This is a genomic window from Mesorhizobium jarvisii, from assembly GCF_003601985.1.
Lineage (GTDB): Bacteria > Pseudomonadota > Alphaproteobacteria > Rhizobiales > Rhizobiaceae > Mesorhizobium > Mesorhizobium jarvisii.
This window is the reverse complement of sequence record NZ_QZXA01000007.1, coordinates 310,909-325,294: the sequence shown is the minus strand read 5'-3', so window position 1 is coordinate 325,294 and position 14,386 is coordinate 310,909. Positions and strand designations below refer to the sequence as shown.

Sequence of the window (14,386 nt, the reverse complement as noted above, 5' to 3'; positions counted from 1 at the left end):
GTGATATGATCCACTATATGCAGGTAATGCATAACATTGTGCCGAATAATGGATAAATCAGACATTACATTCGAGCGCATGCGCAGCTTCGTTCGCGTCGCCGAGCGTGGCAGCCTGTCGGCCGTCGCGCGGGAGCTTGGTGTCGGGCAGTCAACGATCACGCGGCACGTTCGGGAGCTCGAAGAAGCGGTCGGCGTGCCTTTGCTCAGCCGAACGACCCGGCGGGTCACGATGACCGCCGAAGGCAGCCGCTATTATGCCAATAGCGTTCAGATCCTGCGCCTCGTCGAACAGGCCAGCGATGAGGCCCGGGGCACGCGCGGCGCGCCCGCCGGCACGATCCGGATAAGCTGTACGGCGGCTTTCGGTGTCTTGCACGTCAGCCGCCTGATCTTCGCTTTTCAGGACCGTCATCCCGACATTGGAGTGGACCTCAGCCTCACCGATGAACGGGTGGACCTCGTCCGCGAGGGTGTCGATATCGCACTTCGGCTGGGGCCGCTCACGGACAGTTCGTTGAAGCTGAGGACCCTCGGCCAGTCGCGGCGTCTGCTCGTGGCCTCTCCTGACTATCTGGCGGCGCGGGGAAGACCGACCGTCCCTTCGGATCTGTCCCGCCATGAGGGCATCCGGATGTCGAACGTGGCGGGCAGCGAAACGCTTGTTTTGCAAGGCGCCGGCGGCGAACGCCACACGGTGCCTTTCGCCGGGCGGCTGCGGATCGATCATGGACTTGCCGCGCGGCAGGCCATGATCGCCGCTCGGGGGATCGCGCCGGCGCATCGATGGCTTGTGGACGATCTTCTGGCTGCGGGCTTGCTCGAGACGATACTGGCGGATTATTCGCTGCCGTCCGTTCCGTTGAACATGTTGATCGTCCCGGAGCGCGCAGGCGTCGCAAGGGTCCGCTTGCTGGTTGAGTTTCTGGTTGAACAGATTGCCGCTATTCCAGGGATCGAGAAATCCCTCCCGGAGCATTAGCTGCCGTCCGATCTGCCCGGAAGAGTAGCTTGCGGCGGTGCCGTCCATCGTTTATCGCCGATGAACGATGACCGAATCCGCCCTTGAAACAGACCGCGCTGCCGGCGCTCTACCCAACCGCGGCTCGGATAGCCACGCCGTCGCGGCGCGATTTTCGGCGTTGTCGCATCCGGCCCGGATCGAGATACTGAAACATCTCTCGGCCAGCAATTCCTGCTGCTGCCGCGAGGTCGTCGACCGTTTCGATCTGGCGCAGTCCACCGTGTCCCAGCATCTGAAAATTCTGGTCGAGGCCGGTCTGGTCCGCTTCGAGTCCGACCGTCAGCGCTCGCGCTATGCCGTTGATCGCGCAGCCCTTGCCGATGTATCGGCATCGTTGAACGCCCTCGTCAATTCCTGCTGCTCCGGCCGCTGACCCTCTCACCCAAAAGGCAAGAAAAGTGGTCGAAAAAACCGTCTCCGCCGACACCTCAACGCTGACGACATTGCGCAATTTGTGGCCCTATATGTGGCCAGCCGAGCGCGCCGATCTCAGGGCGCGCGTGACTTGGGCGACGCTGCTGCTGGTCGTCGCCAAGCTAACGCTGGTCGCCGGTCCCTATTTCTTTAAATGGGCAACCGATGCGCTGGCGGGCGGCTTCAAGACGCCGCCGCCGCTGCCATCTTTCATGCTTGCCCCGGTGATGCTGGTCGTCGCCTACAATGTGCTGAGGCTGGTTCAGCTTGGCTTCAACCAGTTGCGCGACGCGCTGTTTGCCCGCGTCGGCCAGCATGCGGTGCGCCAGCTTGCGTTCCGCACCTTCGTTCACATGCACCAGCTGTCGCTTCGCTTCCATCTGGAGCGCCGCACCGGCGGTCTGTCGCGCATCATCGAGCGCGGCACCAAGGGCATCGAGACGATCGTGCGCTTCATCATGCTCAACACCGCGCCGACCATCCTCGAATTCGCGCTGACCGCAGGCATATTCGGTTTCACCTATGGCTGGAAATATGTGGCCGTCGTGGCAATCACCGTCTGGCTCTACGTCTGGTTCACGGTCAAGGCCAGCGACTGGCGCATCTCGATTCGCCGCGACATGAATGACAGCGACACCGACGCCAACACCAAGGCGATCGACTCTCTGCTCAATTTCGAGACGGTCAAGTACTTCACCAATGAGCGCATGGAAGCCGACCGCTTCGACCGTTCGATGGCGCGCTACGAGGTCGCCGCCACCAAGACCTGGACCTCGCTCGGCTGGCTGAATTTTGGCCAGGGCGTCATCTTCGGCCTCGGCACGGTCGTCGTCATGTGCATGTCGGCGCTGGAGGTGCAGGCCCATACGCAAACCGTCGGCGATTTCGTCTTCATCAACGCCATGCTGGTGCAGCTTTCCGTGCCGCTCAACTTCATCGGCTTCATCTACCGTGAAATTCGCCAGGGCCTTACCGATATCGAGCACATGTTCGACCTGCTCGACGTGCCGCAGGAGATCGTCGACAAGCCGGACGCCAAGCCGCTCACCGTCGGCGCGGGCAAGGTCGAGTTCCGCGACGTGCATTTTTCCTATGATCCGAACCGCAAGATCCTGAAGGGTGTTTCCTTCGAGGTGCCGGCCGGCAAGACGGTCGCCATTGTCGGGCCTTCGGGCGCCGGCAAGTCGACCATCTCGCGACTGCTGTTCCGTTTCTACGACGTGCAGGCCGGCCAGGTGCTGATCGACGGCCAGGACATCCGGGATGTCACCCAGGACAGCCTGCGCGCGGTGCTCGGCATGGTGCCGCAGGACACGGTGCTGTTCAACGACACCATCGCCTACAACATCCGCTACGGCCGCGTCGGCGCGAGCGAGGAGGAAGTGCGCAAGGCCGCCGAACTCGCCCAGATCGGGCCGTTCATCGAAAAGCTGCCAGACGGCTACAAATCGATGGTCGGCGAACGCGGGCTGAAGCTTTCCGGCGGCGAAAAGCAGCGCGTGGCGATCGCCCGCACCATCCTGAAGGCGCCGCCGATCCTGATGCTCGACGAAGCGACTTCGGCGTTGGACAGCCACACCGAGCAGGAGATCCAGGCCGCGCTCGATCTTGTCAGCAAGGGCCGCACCACCATTGTCATTGCCCACCGCCTGTCGACGGTGATTTCCGCCGATGAGATCATCGTGCTCAAGGACGGCCAGATCGCCGAACGCGGCACCCATGTCGAGCTGATGCGCAAGCATGGCCTCTATGCCTCGATGTGGGACCGCCAGCGCGAGGCGACCGAAGCCGAGGAGCGCCTGCGCCTTGCCCGCGAGGGCGACGAGCTCGGTGTTGTCGTTCGCCGGCGGACGTCGGAGGTCAATTGATTTTTTCGCTTGACCTCAACTTAAGTTGAGATTGTACGCCTTTCGTGGAGCCCGAAAACGCCATTATCCAGGAACGGAACAATCGAAATGAACGGCATAAATCAGAACGTTAACGGCGGCAGCGTGTTCAGGGTGGACAAGTTCGTCGTCCCGGCCGCCGCCCGCAAGGAGATCCTCGTCAAGGTCAAGACGACGCATGAATTGCTGCGCCAGCAGCAGGGGTTCGTGCAGGATTTCCTGCTCGAGCAATTTTCGGGGCCAGGCGAATTCAACCTGGTGACGATCGTCGAATGGGAAAGCCAGGCGGCCGTCGACAAGGTCGTTCCGATCGTCAAGGCCGCGCATGAGCGCATCGCCTTCAGTCCGCAGGAGACGATCGCGCGCCTCGGCGTGCGGGCCGACATCGCCACCTATCAGCGGATTCCCGGGCTCTAGCCCGGCCAGCCCACGCCAGGTGCCGGCGCCTCCAAGCTCAGCACCTGGCCGGTGCGGGCGTCGCTGACCATGTGCTCGAAGCCGCGCCACTCGGCGGCGACGATGAACAGCGTCCTCCTGTCCGCGCCGCCCAGCATGCAGGCAAAGCAGCCGCGATCGACGGTGACGGTCTGCAGCACCTCGCCGCCTTCACGCACCCGTACGCAGTGCTTGTTGGGAACATCCGCGTACCAGACCGCGCCTTCGGCATCGAGGCAGATGCCGTCGGGATAGCCGTCGAGGTCGGCCCACACGCGCCGGTTGGACAGGCTGCCGTCGGCGGCGATATCGAAGGCGGTCAGCCGGTTGCCATGGGATTCGGCAAGGATCAGCGTCTTGTTGTCCGGCGTCACCGCCATGCCGTTGGCAAAGGCGATGTTGTCAGCCACTTGCCGGACCGCGCCGTCCGGCATGATCAGCACGATGGTGCCCGGGCCGAAATACTCACCGGCAGCCGGCGCCGGCCCGCCGCCATTGACATAGATGTTGCCGCGCCCATCGACGACGATCTCGTTCCACGGGCTTTTCGACAGGCCGCGCAGATCGGCATGGGTGACGAGCCTGCCATCGACCTCCTGTCGCAGCAGCAAGCCTTCCCGGCCTGAGACGACCAGCAGCCGCCCATCCGGCAGCCAGTCGATGGAATAGGGCAGGACGGCCGGCACAGTGAGCATGATTTCGCGATTGCCGTCGGCATCGATCGCCATGATCTCGCCGGTGCCCCAGTTGCAGACCCACAGGCGTCCGTCATGCCAGCGCGGCGATTCCCCGAAGGCGAGGCCAGCACTAACGAGACGCGCCGGGGTGACCGATTGTATCCGCATTACGGAACTCCTTGTTGCGCGTCATCATGGCTGAAAGCCTTGGATGTCTCACCAAGGACGGGCGAGGGGGCTTCTTTCCGACAGCCGCTTTGTTATTTCGTTTAGGAAAAGTTGCCGATAGGGCGCTGGCACCGCATCACGGTGGCTTGTTCGTTGTCATCGGTATCGGCGCCGGCGGGTGTTGACCGCGCCGCCAGTATTTTGCAGGTACTGTAGCCCATCGTCACGCCCGCCAGCCGCAACGAATGCGGCGTCGCCGATTGTTGCGTTGCGGCGAAGGGGGCTTTCAGCTATTGAGGCCCGACCTGAAACGGAGCCCGGCCTAGCCCGATGAGCCTTGTCGATACGGTCAAGAACGCGTTCGTACCGATCCATCGCGAGGGCTATCCCTTCATCGCGGCCTTTGGCGCGGGCACACTTTTCCTTGGCTATTTCTCCTCGGTCCTGTTCTGGATCGGCCTGATCCTGACCGCCTGGTGCGTCTATTTCTTCCGCGATCCCGAACGCGTCACGCCGGTCGATGACCGCTTGGTCGTGAGCCCCGCCGATGGCATTATCTCGGCTGTAGGGCCGGCCGTGCCGCCGCGCGAGCTTGGCCTCGGCAATGTCGAGATGACCCGCATCTCGGTGTTCATGAACGTCTTTTCCTGCCATGTGAACCGCTCGCCCGTGCGCGGCCGCATCGCCAAGATCGAGCATCGGCCGGGAAAATTCCTCAACGCCGAACTCGACAAGGCCAGCACCGAGAACGAACGCAACGGCCTGGTCATCGAAAGCCCCAACGGCACGGTGGCGGCCGTCCAGATCGCCGGCCTGGTGGCGCGCCGCATCGTCTGCTGGGCCGAGGCCGGCGGCTCGATCGGCACTGGCGAGCGTTTCGGCCTGATCCGCTTCGGCTCGCGTGTCGACGTGTTCCTGCCTTTGACCGCGACGCCACGCGTCGCCGTTGGCCAGACGGCCGTCGGCGGTGAAACCGTGCTCGCCGAATTCGGCGGCGTCGCCGGCACCCCGCTGGTCAGGATTTCCTGAGCCTTGGGCGCGCCGTTCAAGAAGTTCGAGGCCCATGCCAGCGGCGGTCCGCGCATCCGCGAGATCCCGATGCGCATGGTGCTGCCCAATCTGGTCACCGTTCTGGCCATCTGCGCCGGCCTGTCCGGCATCCGTTTTGCCTTCGAGGACCGCTTCGAGACGGCGGTTGTGATGGTGCTGCTGGCCGCCTTTCTCGATGGCATCGACGGCCGCCTGGCGCGGATGCTGAAGGCGACCTCCAAATTCGGCGCGCAGATGGATTCGCTCGCCGACATCGTCAATTTCGGAGTCGCGCCGGCCTTGGTGCTTTATGCCTTTCTGCTCGACCGCGCCGGCTCGCCCGGGTGGATCGCCGCCCTTCTGTTCGCCATCGCCTGCGGGCTCAGGCTCGCGCGCTTCAACGTGCTCGACGACGAGAAGGCCGAGCGTCCGCTGTGGCAGTCGGAATATTTCGTCGGCGTGCCGGCGCCGGCGGGCGCGGTGCTGGTGATGCTCCCGCTCTATCTGTTTTTCCTGAGGCTCGGGCTGGAGCCAAGCCGGCCGGTCGCCTTCGTCGCCACCGGTTTCACCGTCCTGGTCGCTTTCCTGCTGGTCAGCCGGCTACCGGTCTATTCCGGCAAGAGCATCAAGATCCCGGGCGACAGGGTGCTGCCGGTCATTCTGGCCGTCGTGCTCTACATTCTCTTGCTGATGACCTATCCCTGGTACACGCTGACCGCATCGGTCGCGGGTTATCTGATCTTCCTGCCGTTTTCCGTGCGCGCCTATTCCAAGCGCGCCAAGCTCGAAGGCGAGAAGGTGCCGCCTTCGGACATAGGTTAGAAGGTTCGCCGAAGTCCTTGATCTGACTCAGGCCGCAATGCCCCGCCCCAGCCTGTCGATCGCCAGCTTTCTGGTCGAGACATAATCGGTCTTGCCGGAGCCCAGCACCGGGATTTCCTCCACCTTGACGATGTCGTTGGGCACCATGAGTTCGGCGGCCCCGGCTTTCTTGCCGAACTGGCGCAGCTCTTCGGGATTGGCATCGTCGGCGGTGGTGACCAGCACGATGCGCTCGCCGCGCCTCTTGTCGGGCACCGCCACCGCCGCATGGCGTTCTTCCGGCCACAGCGACTGCACCAGCATCTCGACCGCGCCCAGCGACACCATCTCGCCGGCGATCTTGGCGAAGCGCTTGGCGCGGCCGCGAATGCTGATGAAGCCTTCGCGGTCGACGGCGACGATGTCGCCGGTGTCATGCCAGCCGCTCAGCGGCTGTAGCTCGCCGGGGCGGTCCGAGGTCATGTAGCCCATCATCAGATTGGGTCCGTCGAGCCACAACTGGCCGGCATCCGAGATGCCCTCGACCGGCTCCAGCTTCATGCGCATGGCCGGCAACAGCCGGCCGACCGTACCATCGCGGCCGTGGATGGCGGTGTTGACCGCGACCACGGGTGCCGCCTCGGTCAGCCCGAAACCTTCGATGATCTCGGCCTGGAAGCGCTCGCGATAGACGCGGCGGGTTTCCGGCTTCACCGCCTCGGCGCCGGCGACGACGAAGCGCAGGCTGGAGAAGTCGCCATCCTTGGCGGTGCGCGCATAGTTGGCGAGGAAGGTGTCGGTGCCGAACATGATCGTCGGCTTCACCTTGCGGGCGATCTCGGGGATGATCTTGTAGTGGAGCGGCGAGGGGTAGAGGAACAGTTTTACGCCGGTGACCAGCGGCAGGATGGTGCCGCCCGTCAGGCCGAAGGAATGGAACACCGGCAGCACGTTGAGCAGAATATCGGCCGGCGAGATGGTGATGCGCGCCTCGGCCTGCATGGCATTGGCGAGAAGGTTCTTCTGTGACAGGACAACCGCCTTCGGCGTACCTTCCGAGCCCGAGGTGAACAGGATGACGCCCGGCTTGGCCGCATCCTGCCTCTGCAGCGGCAAGCGCCACAGCAAGGCGGCGGCAAGCTTGTCCAGCGCGGTGACGCTGGCCCGAACATCTTCCAGCCACAGCAGCCTGGCGCCGCCCTTCTCGACCGCGGCGACGATATCGGCAAGATCGGCCTTCTCGACGAAGGCGCGCGAGGAGATGACGGTGCGGATGACGGCCGTGCGCACGGCGGCGGTGACGCTCGCCGGCCCGGCGGTGTAGTTGATCATCGCCGCCACCCGGCCCGCCGAGAGAAGACCGACGAATGACAGCACGACGCCATTGGCGTTGGGCAGCATCATTCCCACCGCCTCGCCTGGCGCCGTCACCGCCTCGAAGCGCCTGCCCAGCACGCGGGCGCCGATGAACATCTTGCGGTAGCTCAGCGCGCCCGAGATGACGTCCTCGATGATCGGATGCGAGGCGCCGACCCTGGCCGCGGCATCGCGCATGGCCAGGAACAGGCCGCGGTCGAGGTCGTTGCCGAAAAGCCGCGCCTCTGCGACGCGGTCGAACAGCGCATTGGTGTTCGAGGCCTGGTCCGGATTGCGCGCCACCAGTTCGGCGATGGTCATCGGCTCCAGCACGCTCATCGCGAGCTGCGGAAACCAGTGCCGCGGGGCCTTGGCCGCCGGAGTCAGGGAAACCGGCAGGCTCCGTGCGCCGGCGACAAAGATCGGCACGATGCGGGCGTCGGCCTGCATGGCAATGCGAGTGACGGCGCGAAACAGCCGAAACGTCTTGACGTCAGGCTCGACCGCATCCGGCAGATAGACGGCGAGCCGGCCCTTGCCCTTCAGCACACGCACCAGCCGGCGGCTGACGAAAAGATGTTCGGCATTGAAGGCGATCGTGCGGCCAACCTCACGCCAGGGTTCTAGCCACGGCGAGCGCGCCGAGACCTCGTCCAGAATGTGCAGCGTGTCATCCGGCAGCAGCGACAGCATCAACGCCGGTTCGAAGCGCGACTGGTGCGAGATGACGTAGATGACAGGAGCCTGCGCCTTGCGCGCGATCCTGATGCGGTTGTCGCTGATCCGGTAGGCGAGCTTGAAAGGCACGTAGAGCATCGCCTGGCTGAAACGCAGGCCGAGGCGGAATTTTTCCACCACGCCGATCAGCAGCCAGGCCAGAACGAGACCCGCAAGCAGCGCCAGTGTCAGGATCATGCCGCTTCTCTCCCAACGATCTTTGTCATCGCGGCTCTTACGCGGCCGCGTCGGCGCAGAGCCTAGCGCAAGTGGGCGCTAGGTCAATGTGGGAAGAGACGGTGTTCCTTCTCCCTCCGGAGGGAGAAGGAACGACCCCTACGCCGCCTTCAACCGCCCGCTGATGAAGCGGAACTCCTGCGTCTTGCCGCCATAGCCATAGGCGGCTGCCGGCACTTCATGCACGAAGGCATAGCTTTCCTCGTGCACGCCGCCCAGCAGGCGACCGAAGGCATCGAAGAGAGCCTTGAGATAGGCTTCCAACTCGAGTTTGGTGTTGGTGCCGTCGACCACCTTGATATCCAGCCAGAACGTGTTGGTGCCATGCTCGGCCAATGATTTGCCGCCGGCGAACCAGTGCTGCGGATCGATATAGGATACGGCAACGGCGGTGATCGTCGGATCCTTGCGCAATTGCGTGGCGGTGATCTCGGTTATTTCCCTGGCGATGCTGGCGGACAAAGCGGCATCTGGCTTGCCGGTGACGCTGATATTGATGATGGGCATTTTTCATCTCCTTGGATTCTGGCGGCATCTGACCGCCGTTGGAGAGATCATGTCACTGTCATTTAGTCAAAAAAATCGAATTGTTTTGAAATAAAGATTCGATATTATCGAACTATGGAAGCGCTCGATCCGGATCTGCTCAAAACCTTCCTCGCTTTTGTCGACAGCGGTTCGCTGGCGCAGGCGGCCATCAGGGTCGGCCGTTCGCCTTCGGCCGTGACCGCCCAGATGCAGCGGCTGGAGGAGATCGTCGGCGAGCCGCTGCTGGCGCCGCAAGGCAGGGGGCGCGGCCTGACGCCGGCCGGCGAGGACCTCGTCGGCCACGCCAGGCGCATTCTTGCCGCGCACCGTGAGGCGTGGCTGGCGCTGAAGGGCGCGCGGGCTGCCGGGCGTGTCGCCATCGGCACGACACAGGATTTCGCCGACAGCGGCCTGCCGGACCTTTTGCGCGCCTTTGCCACCAGCCATCCGCGCGTCAGGATCGAATTGCGGGTTGGCCGCTCCGCCGAACTGGCGCAGGCATTGCAGGCCGGCAGCCTCGATCTGGCGATTGTCATGCGCCAGGCGGCCGCGCCGGACGAGGTCGGCGTCCTGCGTGAACCGATGATGTGGATGTGTTCTGGGAAAGGGCTGGCCTCGCGGCAGGAAGAATTGCCGCTGGCGCTGCTCGATCCCTATTGCGGGTTTCGCGAGGCTGCACTGGCGGCGCTCGATGCTGCCGGCCGCCGCTACCGCATCGCCGCCGGCAGCGCCAGCCTGGCCGGACTGCGCACCGCGGTGAATGCCGGCGTTGCGCTGACCTTGCGAACCCCGCGCTTTGCCCATTCAGGCATTGTCGAAGCGTCGCGCGAGTTGGGCCTGCCGCCGGTTCCGATGGCCGAATTCGCGATCCGGCTGCGTGCCGGTGCTGATGCTTCCGCGGGCGATCTGGCGGCGCTGCTCAGCGGCAACTTGGCCCTGTCCCAGCCGCCCCGCTGATTTGGCGCCAGCCTATCGCAAGAAACCCCGACCTGCGGTCGGGCCCCCTTGGCAAAGAAAAGGCCGCCCTTGCGGTGGGGCCTATTTAGAAAGAAAAAGCCGACCTTGCGGTCGGCTTGGGAGTAGGACGGGCCGAGGGGTTTGGGGGGACTCGGGGGTGGCCCGTCACACCAATAATGTCTGAGTCCGATGATGGTTCCGTGACTGAGTCACTTTTTTAAGAAATATTTGACGCTGCCTGCTGCGAGCGGGCTGCCAGCCAGTCGCGGCCGGCATGGGCGAACACCGCGCAGAGTACGATGGCGCCGCCGACCATACTGGCGACAGGCGGTATCTCGGCCAGGAACAAAAAGGCAAACAGGATCGCGAACGGCACTTCCGCCGAGCCGAGCAGGCCGGATTCGGGTGCCGGGATAAGCCGCGCGCCTTCCGTCCACAGGATCGACGACAATGCGAAGGACGCGCCGAAGGTGACGAGCAGAACAGCGTCCCTCGCCGAAACCGCCAGGGGATCGGTGACGAACCAGCCGAATATGAACAGCAGAAAGGCTGAAACCGCGCCGGCCCACACCACCGGCGTGTCGCGGAAGGCGCGCACCATGATCATGTAGAGCGCGCTGCCGGCGGTCATCAGCAGCGCCAGCCCGTCGCCGAACACATTGCCGGTGCCGAAGCCCGACCAGACCATGATGCCTACGCCGCACAGCGACACGGCCGCCGCGAGCATCGTCTGCAGGCGGAAAGGCTCGCGCACCAGCACCCAGGCCAGCAGGGCGGCAATGAAGGGCGACGTCGCGTAGATAACCGCGACATTGGCGACATAGGTGAATTTGAACGCCGAGATGAAGGCGATACTGGCCAGCGCGCCTTCCACCGCCAGCAGCCAACCGCGCCAGCCAAGCCGCAGCGTGCCGCGGTTACCCGAGCGATGGCGGCGCCACAGCACATAGAGGCTGATCAGGATCGAGCCGACAAAGCCGCGCCAACAGGTGATGGTCAGCGGATCGGCATGGATCGACTTGGTCAAGACACCGGTCAGGCCGAACACCGCCGCCGATGACGACACCAATATGATGCCAAGCGTGCGTTCGGTGGTTTCGGTTGTGGCGGCTGCGACTTCAGTCATGCCGGCAACCTACCCCGTCCGGTGCTGACATCGTAGGGTCAGCAGTGAGCGCCATCCGCATCACAGCCGCTTGCGGAAATGCTCGCCGCCGACAATCAGCAGCCCGGCGGCGATGATCAGGGCGGCACCCAGGAACACTTCGCGGCGCGGCACGTCGCCCCAGATCGCGAAGCCGAGCGCGAACGCCCACAACAGCGAGCTGTATTCGAGAGGCGCGAGGATCGATGTCGGCGTACGCTTCATGCCTTCGAAGAGGAGGTATTGCGCCAGGCCGCCAAGCGCGCCGACGCTGGCAAGAAGCAGCAACTGGGCCAGACCAGGCGTATGCCACCACAACAGCGCCGGCACCGCCGAAAACAGCAGGAAATAGAAGTTATTGAGGAGAAGCTGGATCATCGAGCGTTCGGCAAGCGCTGTCTTGCGCAGGAGCACGATGGCAATGGCCCACAAGAGGGCGGCCGCAAGCACCAGCAGCACCGGCACGGACAGGCCGAGATGGGTCGGGTCGCAAGCGACGAAGACGCCGGCAAAACCGATCAAAACCGCCAGCCAGCGCAACATCGGCACCTTTTCGCCGAGCAGGAACACCGAAAACACGGTGACGATGATCGGCGCTGCGTAGTAGACGGTGGTCAGCTCGGCGAGCTGCAGGCTGCGCGCGGCGCTATAGTAACAGAGCCAGGCGGCAAGGGTGAAGGCGCTGCGCACCAGCATGGGCCGCACGATCGGCGAGCGCACCGTGTCGGCAAACAGCTGCCGCCCGCCAATTGCCGCGCAGGCGCCAAGAATGGTGATGCTGCGGTAGAACATGATCTGCCAGACCGTCATTCCCGTGACCAGCAGCTTGATCGAGGCGTCCTGCGTCGAAAACAAGAGATAGGCGGCACCGGTCAGCAGGATGCCAGCGAGAACCCTTTCGCGTGTTTCGAGAATGGCGACATCGGCCATAGGCGCGGACCAAAGGTGCGGGAAGCGACAGGGATGGCTTGAGGACTCTGCGAAATCATGCCTCGGCTCCCAGCTATACGGGTGAAAGCCGACACCGCGCTACGCCAGCCCTGAGCTTGCATTGGCGCAGGGGCCACCGCGACCGTCCTTATGAGTGCGAGCCGGCCTGACGCATCCGCCATGGTCTTGCAGCAGCGGCTGACAAGTCACTTAAAACCCTGAGCCAACAATCTTGGGCGGTGCCTTGCGAACCCCGCGGCCATAGTCGAGAAGCGCGCGCTCCCAAAGCACGCTGCTCTCGTATCGATCATCGGAAAATTTCTCAAAACTGGCGTCAAAGATGATTCTGCCGTTGAAGTTCGGGCTGCATTCAGCCGGATTGCGGATGACGCCTTGGGTATCGATCTGGCACCACATCCGACGCATGTCGTCAGCGACCCAGGCAAGACCGTTCGCGTAGCACCGCAGCGCCCGATATTTTGGCGGAACGAAAACGGTCCCGTCGGCTGCGGCAAGTCCCCACAATGTTTGGCCGGTGGTGTCGGTGCTGAAGAAGTGACCGCCATCCTCGCCGCAGGCAAGTACCGCTGCTCGATCCTTCTTGCGGGTCGGTTCGGGTACCTGCTGTCCCTGAGCATTGACCCATGACTTCCGACCATCGACGTCAATTACGAAAACGCCATCATCATCGGGCCGGAGATTGTCAAACTGCGGAGCTGCCGAGTATCTGCCCTTGGCATCGATCACGCCCCACTTTCCACCTTCCTCGACAGCGGCATATCCGTCCTGAAAATTGTAGACGTTGTCAAAGCTTGGCTTCGACATCAGCAAATGGCCGCCTGTGTCGACAAATCCCCACTGGCCGTTGAGGGTAACCGGGGTTGGCCGGTCGCAGTCCAGCTTGAGAAAAGCCTGCTCAAACAGATAGGATTCGGTGGGCTTGCCATTCGCATCGACGAAGCGAAACTTGCCTGACCGTTTTTCCACCTTGATGCCGGAAGGGCATTGGGAAAGGATTTCTCCGTCTTCCGGGTTCGCGACAATCTGGCCGCGCCGGTCGAGCCCAACCCATTGATCGCCGATGCGAACTATACTGACATCGCCTTTCTCAGCCAATCTGGCGTCGTCGAAATAACGGCTGCCAAGGAGTTGGCCGCTTATGTCGACGATTCCCTTTTTGTCATCGTTTCGAACCAGCTTGAGGCCATTTCGCCAATAGAAGGTGCCATCGAACTTGATCGGCACGACGAGATCTCCTTTGGAGTCTACCGCGCCGCATACCTTCCGCTTCGACGGATCGGACGGGGTCGGCTTTATATTGCACACGGTGGCGAACCCATCGGTGAGTGGGGACACGTCCTCATATCGGGGAGTGATTTGCCAGGTTCCATCCGATCGCAGGAGCCCGAACTCGCCCAAATTGTTGTCTTCGGTGCTGGCCCAAAGCAACAGATGGTCCGGGTCGTCGAAGTATCGAAGTCTGTAGATTTCCGAACTCAGGGATCGGGTCCGAACGTGCCAGAGGCGATATTGCGGCGAGGGGTTTTTGACAAAGTCGAGCTGCAAAGTCCGTTTAGCGTCCCTCAGGCTTTCGCAGCCATTGAAACCAGCCGCCTGCCAGGCACCTTCGCTGACAAGAACCGTATCTTCTCCGAACGGCATCGCGCGCGCATAGTTGGGTTCGACGACGAAGTTGCCCGAGCGATCTATGACGCCCGCCTTGCCATCAAGCACGACCTCGGCAAGGCCTTTTGTGAAGCCCGCAACCACGTCGAATTTGGCGGGAACCACGAGCTTGCCCGCACGGTCGATGAAGCCAAACTTTCCGTTGATTCTGACGCCGGCGAATCCGTCGGAAAAAGGCAGTGCGACTTCGAACCGCCATGGGATGACCTGATTTTTTGACTGGTCAACGTAGCCGCACAGGTTGAAACTGCCACCACAGGCGACCGTCAAGCCATTTGGCTCTGCCGGCTTTCCTGCAAACTGGCCGGGTGAACAGGACATGAGGACGAATGAGGCCGCTTGGTCGGTCGGGGCAAAGACCACCAGGGCGCCAAACCCCATCGCCAGCGCGTGCATCA

General features: G+C 63.2%; 13 protein-coding genes. 7 read left to right on the top strand and 6 right to left on the bottom strand.

Annotation, left to right across the window (positions count from 1 at the left end; genetic code table 11):
• The first annotated feature begins 48 nt into the window (after positions 1 to 48).
• The 4 genes from D3242_RS19825 to D3242_RS19810 all read left to right on the top strand — a co-directional run bounded on the left by D3242_RS19825 (position 49) and on the right by D3242_RS19810 (position 3,740).
• Positions 49 to 981, top strand: a complete 933-nt coding sequence (locus tag D3242_RS19825; RefSeq protein ID WP_038645683.1) for a LysR family transcriptional regulator — start codon at positions 49 to 51, stop codon at positions 979 to 981.
• A gap of 67 nt (positions 982 to 1,048) precedes the next feature.
• Entirely contained in the window at positions 1,049 to 1,396 is a 348-nt protein-coding gene (locus tag D3242_RS19820) for an ArsR/SmtB family transcription factor (protein ID WP_038645685.1), read from the top strand.
• Between the two features lie 25 nt (positions 1,397 to 1,421).
• Positions 1,422 to 3,305, top strand: coding sequence for an ABCB family ABC transporter ATP-binding protein/permease (locus D3242_RS19815; protein WP_019857240.1), 1,884 nt, complete (start codon positions 1,422 to 1,424; stop codon positions 3,303 to 3,305).
• Between the two features lie 87 nt (positions 3,306 to 3,392).
• A complete protein-coding gene (locus tag D3242_RS19810; protein WP_064984993.1) occupies positions 3,393 to 3,740 on the top strand; it encodes an antibiotic biosynthesis monooxygenase family protein in 348 nt (115 codons plus the stop codon).
• On the opposite strand, the gene D3242_RS19805 is transcribed toward D3242_RS19810, so the two are convergent.
• Positions 3,737 to 4,603, bottom strand: coding sequence for an SMP-30/gluconolactonase/LRE family protein (locus D3242_RS19805; RefSeq protein ID WP_064984991.1), 867 nt, complete (start codon positions 4,601 to 4,603; stop codon positions 3,737 to 3,739). The two genes, D3242_RS19810 and D3242_RS19805, sit on opposite strands and share 4 nt — an antisense overlap.
• A 330-nt stretch (positions 4,604 to 4,933) precedes the next feature.
• Between D3242_RS19805 and D3242_RS19800 the strand changes: the two genes are divergently transcribed.
• A complete protein-coding gene (locus D3242_RS19800; protein WP_019857245.1) occupies positions 4,934 to 5,632 on the top strand; it encodes a phosphatidylserine decarboxylase in 699 nt (232 codons plus the stop codon).
• A 3-nt stretch (positions 5,633 to 5,635) separates the two neighbouring features.
• Positions 5,636 to 6,454, top strand: a complete 819-nt coding sequence (locus D3242_RS19795) for a CDP-alcohol phosphatidyltransferase family protein (protein WP_019857246.1) — start codon at positions 5,636 to 5,638, stop codon at positions 6,452 to 6,454.
• A 27-nt stretch (positions 6,455 to 6,481) separates the two neighbouring features.
• Here the strand turns inward: D3242_RS19795 and D3242_RS19790 are convergent, their stop codons facing one another.
• Both D3242_RS19790 and D3242_RS19785 read right to left on the bottom strand, forming a co-directional pair.
• Entirely contained in the window at positions 6,482 to 8,704 is a 2,223-nt protein-coding gene (locus D3242_RS19790) for an AMP-binding protein (protein WP_064984989.1), read from the bottom strand.
• 138 nt (positions 8,705 to 8,842) lie between these two features.
• Positions 8,843 to 9,250, bottom strand: coding sequence for a tautomerase family protein (locus D3242_RS19785; RefSeq protein ID WP_019857248.1), 408 nt, complete (start codon positions 9,248 to 9,250; stop codon positions 8,843 to 8,845).
• 114 nt (positions 9,251 to 9,364) lie between these two features.
• Here D3242_RS19785 and D3242_RS19780 point away from each other — a divergent pair, with 114 nt between their 5' ends.
• Positions 9,365 to 10,228, top strand: a complete 864-nt coding sequence (locus tag D3242_RS19780) for a LysR substrate-binding domain-containing protein (RefSeq protein ID WP_064984987.1) — start codon at positions 9,365 to 9,367, stop codon at positions 10,226 to 10,228.
• A 217-nt stretch (positions 10,229 to 10,445) separates the two neighbouring features.
• Here D3242_RS19780 and D3242_RS19775 read toward each other — a convergent pair whose 3' ends face one another.
• From D3242_RS19775 to D3242_RS19765, 3 genes are all read right to left on the bottom strand, one after another.
• A complete protein-coding gene (locus D3242_RS19775) occupies positions 10,446 to 11,354 on the bottom strand; it encodes a DMT family transporter (protein ID WP_064984985.1) in 909 nt (302 codons plus the stop codon).
• A 60-nt stretch (positions 11,355 to 11,414) separates the two neighbouring features.
• Entirely contained in the window at positions 11,415 to 12,302 is an 888-nt protein-coding gene (locus D3242_RS19770; protein WP_064984982.1) for a DMT family transporter, read from the bottom strand.
• Positions 12,303 to 12,512: 210 nt separating this feature from the next.
• Complete coding sequence (locus D3242_RS19765; RefSeq protein WP_081296147.1) at positions 12,513 to 14,384, bottom strand: WG repeat-containing protein; 1,872 nt, start codon at positions 14,382 to 14,384, stop codon at positions 12,513 to 12,515.
• Positions 14,385 to 14,386 lie beyond the last annotated feature (2 nt).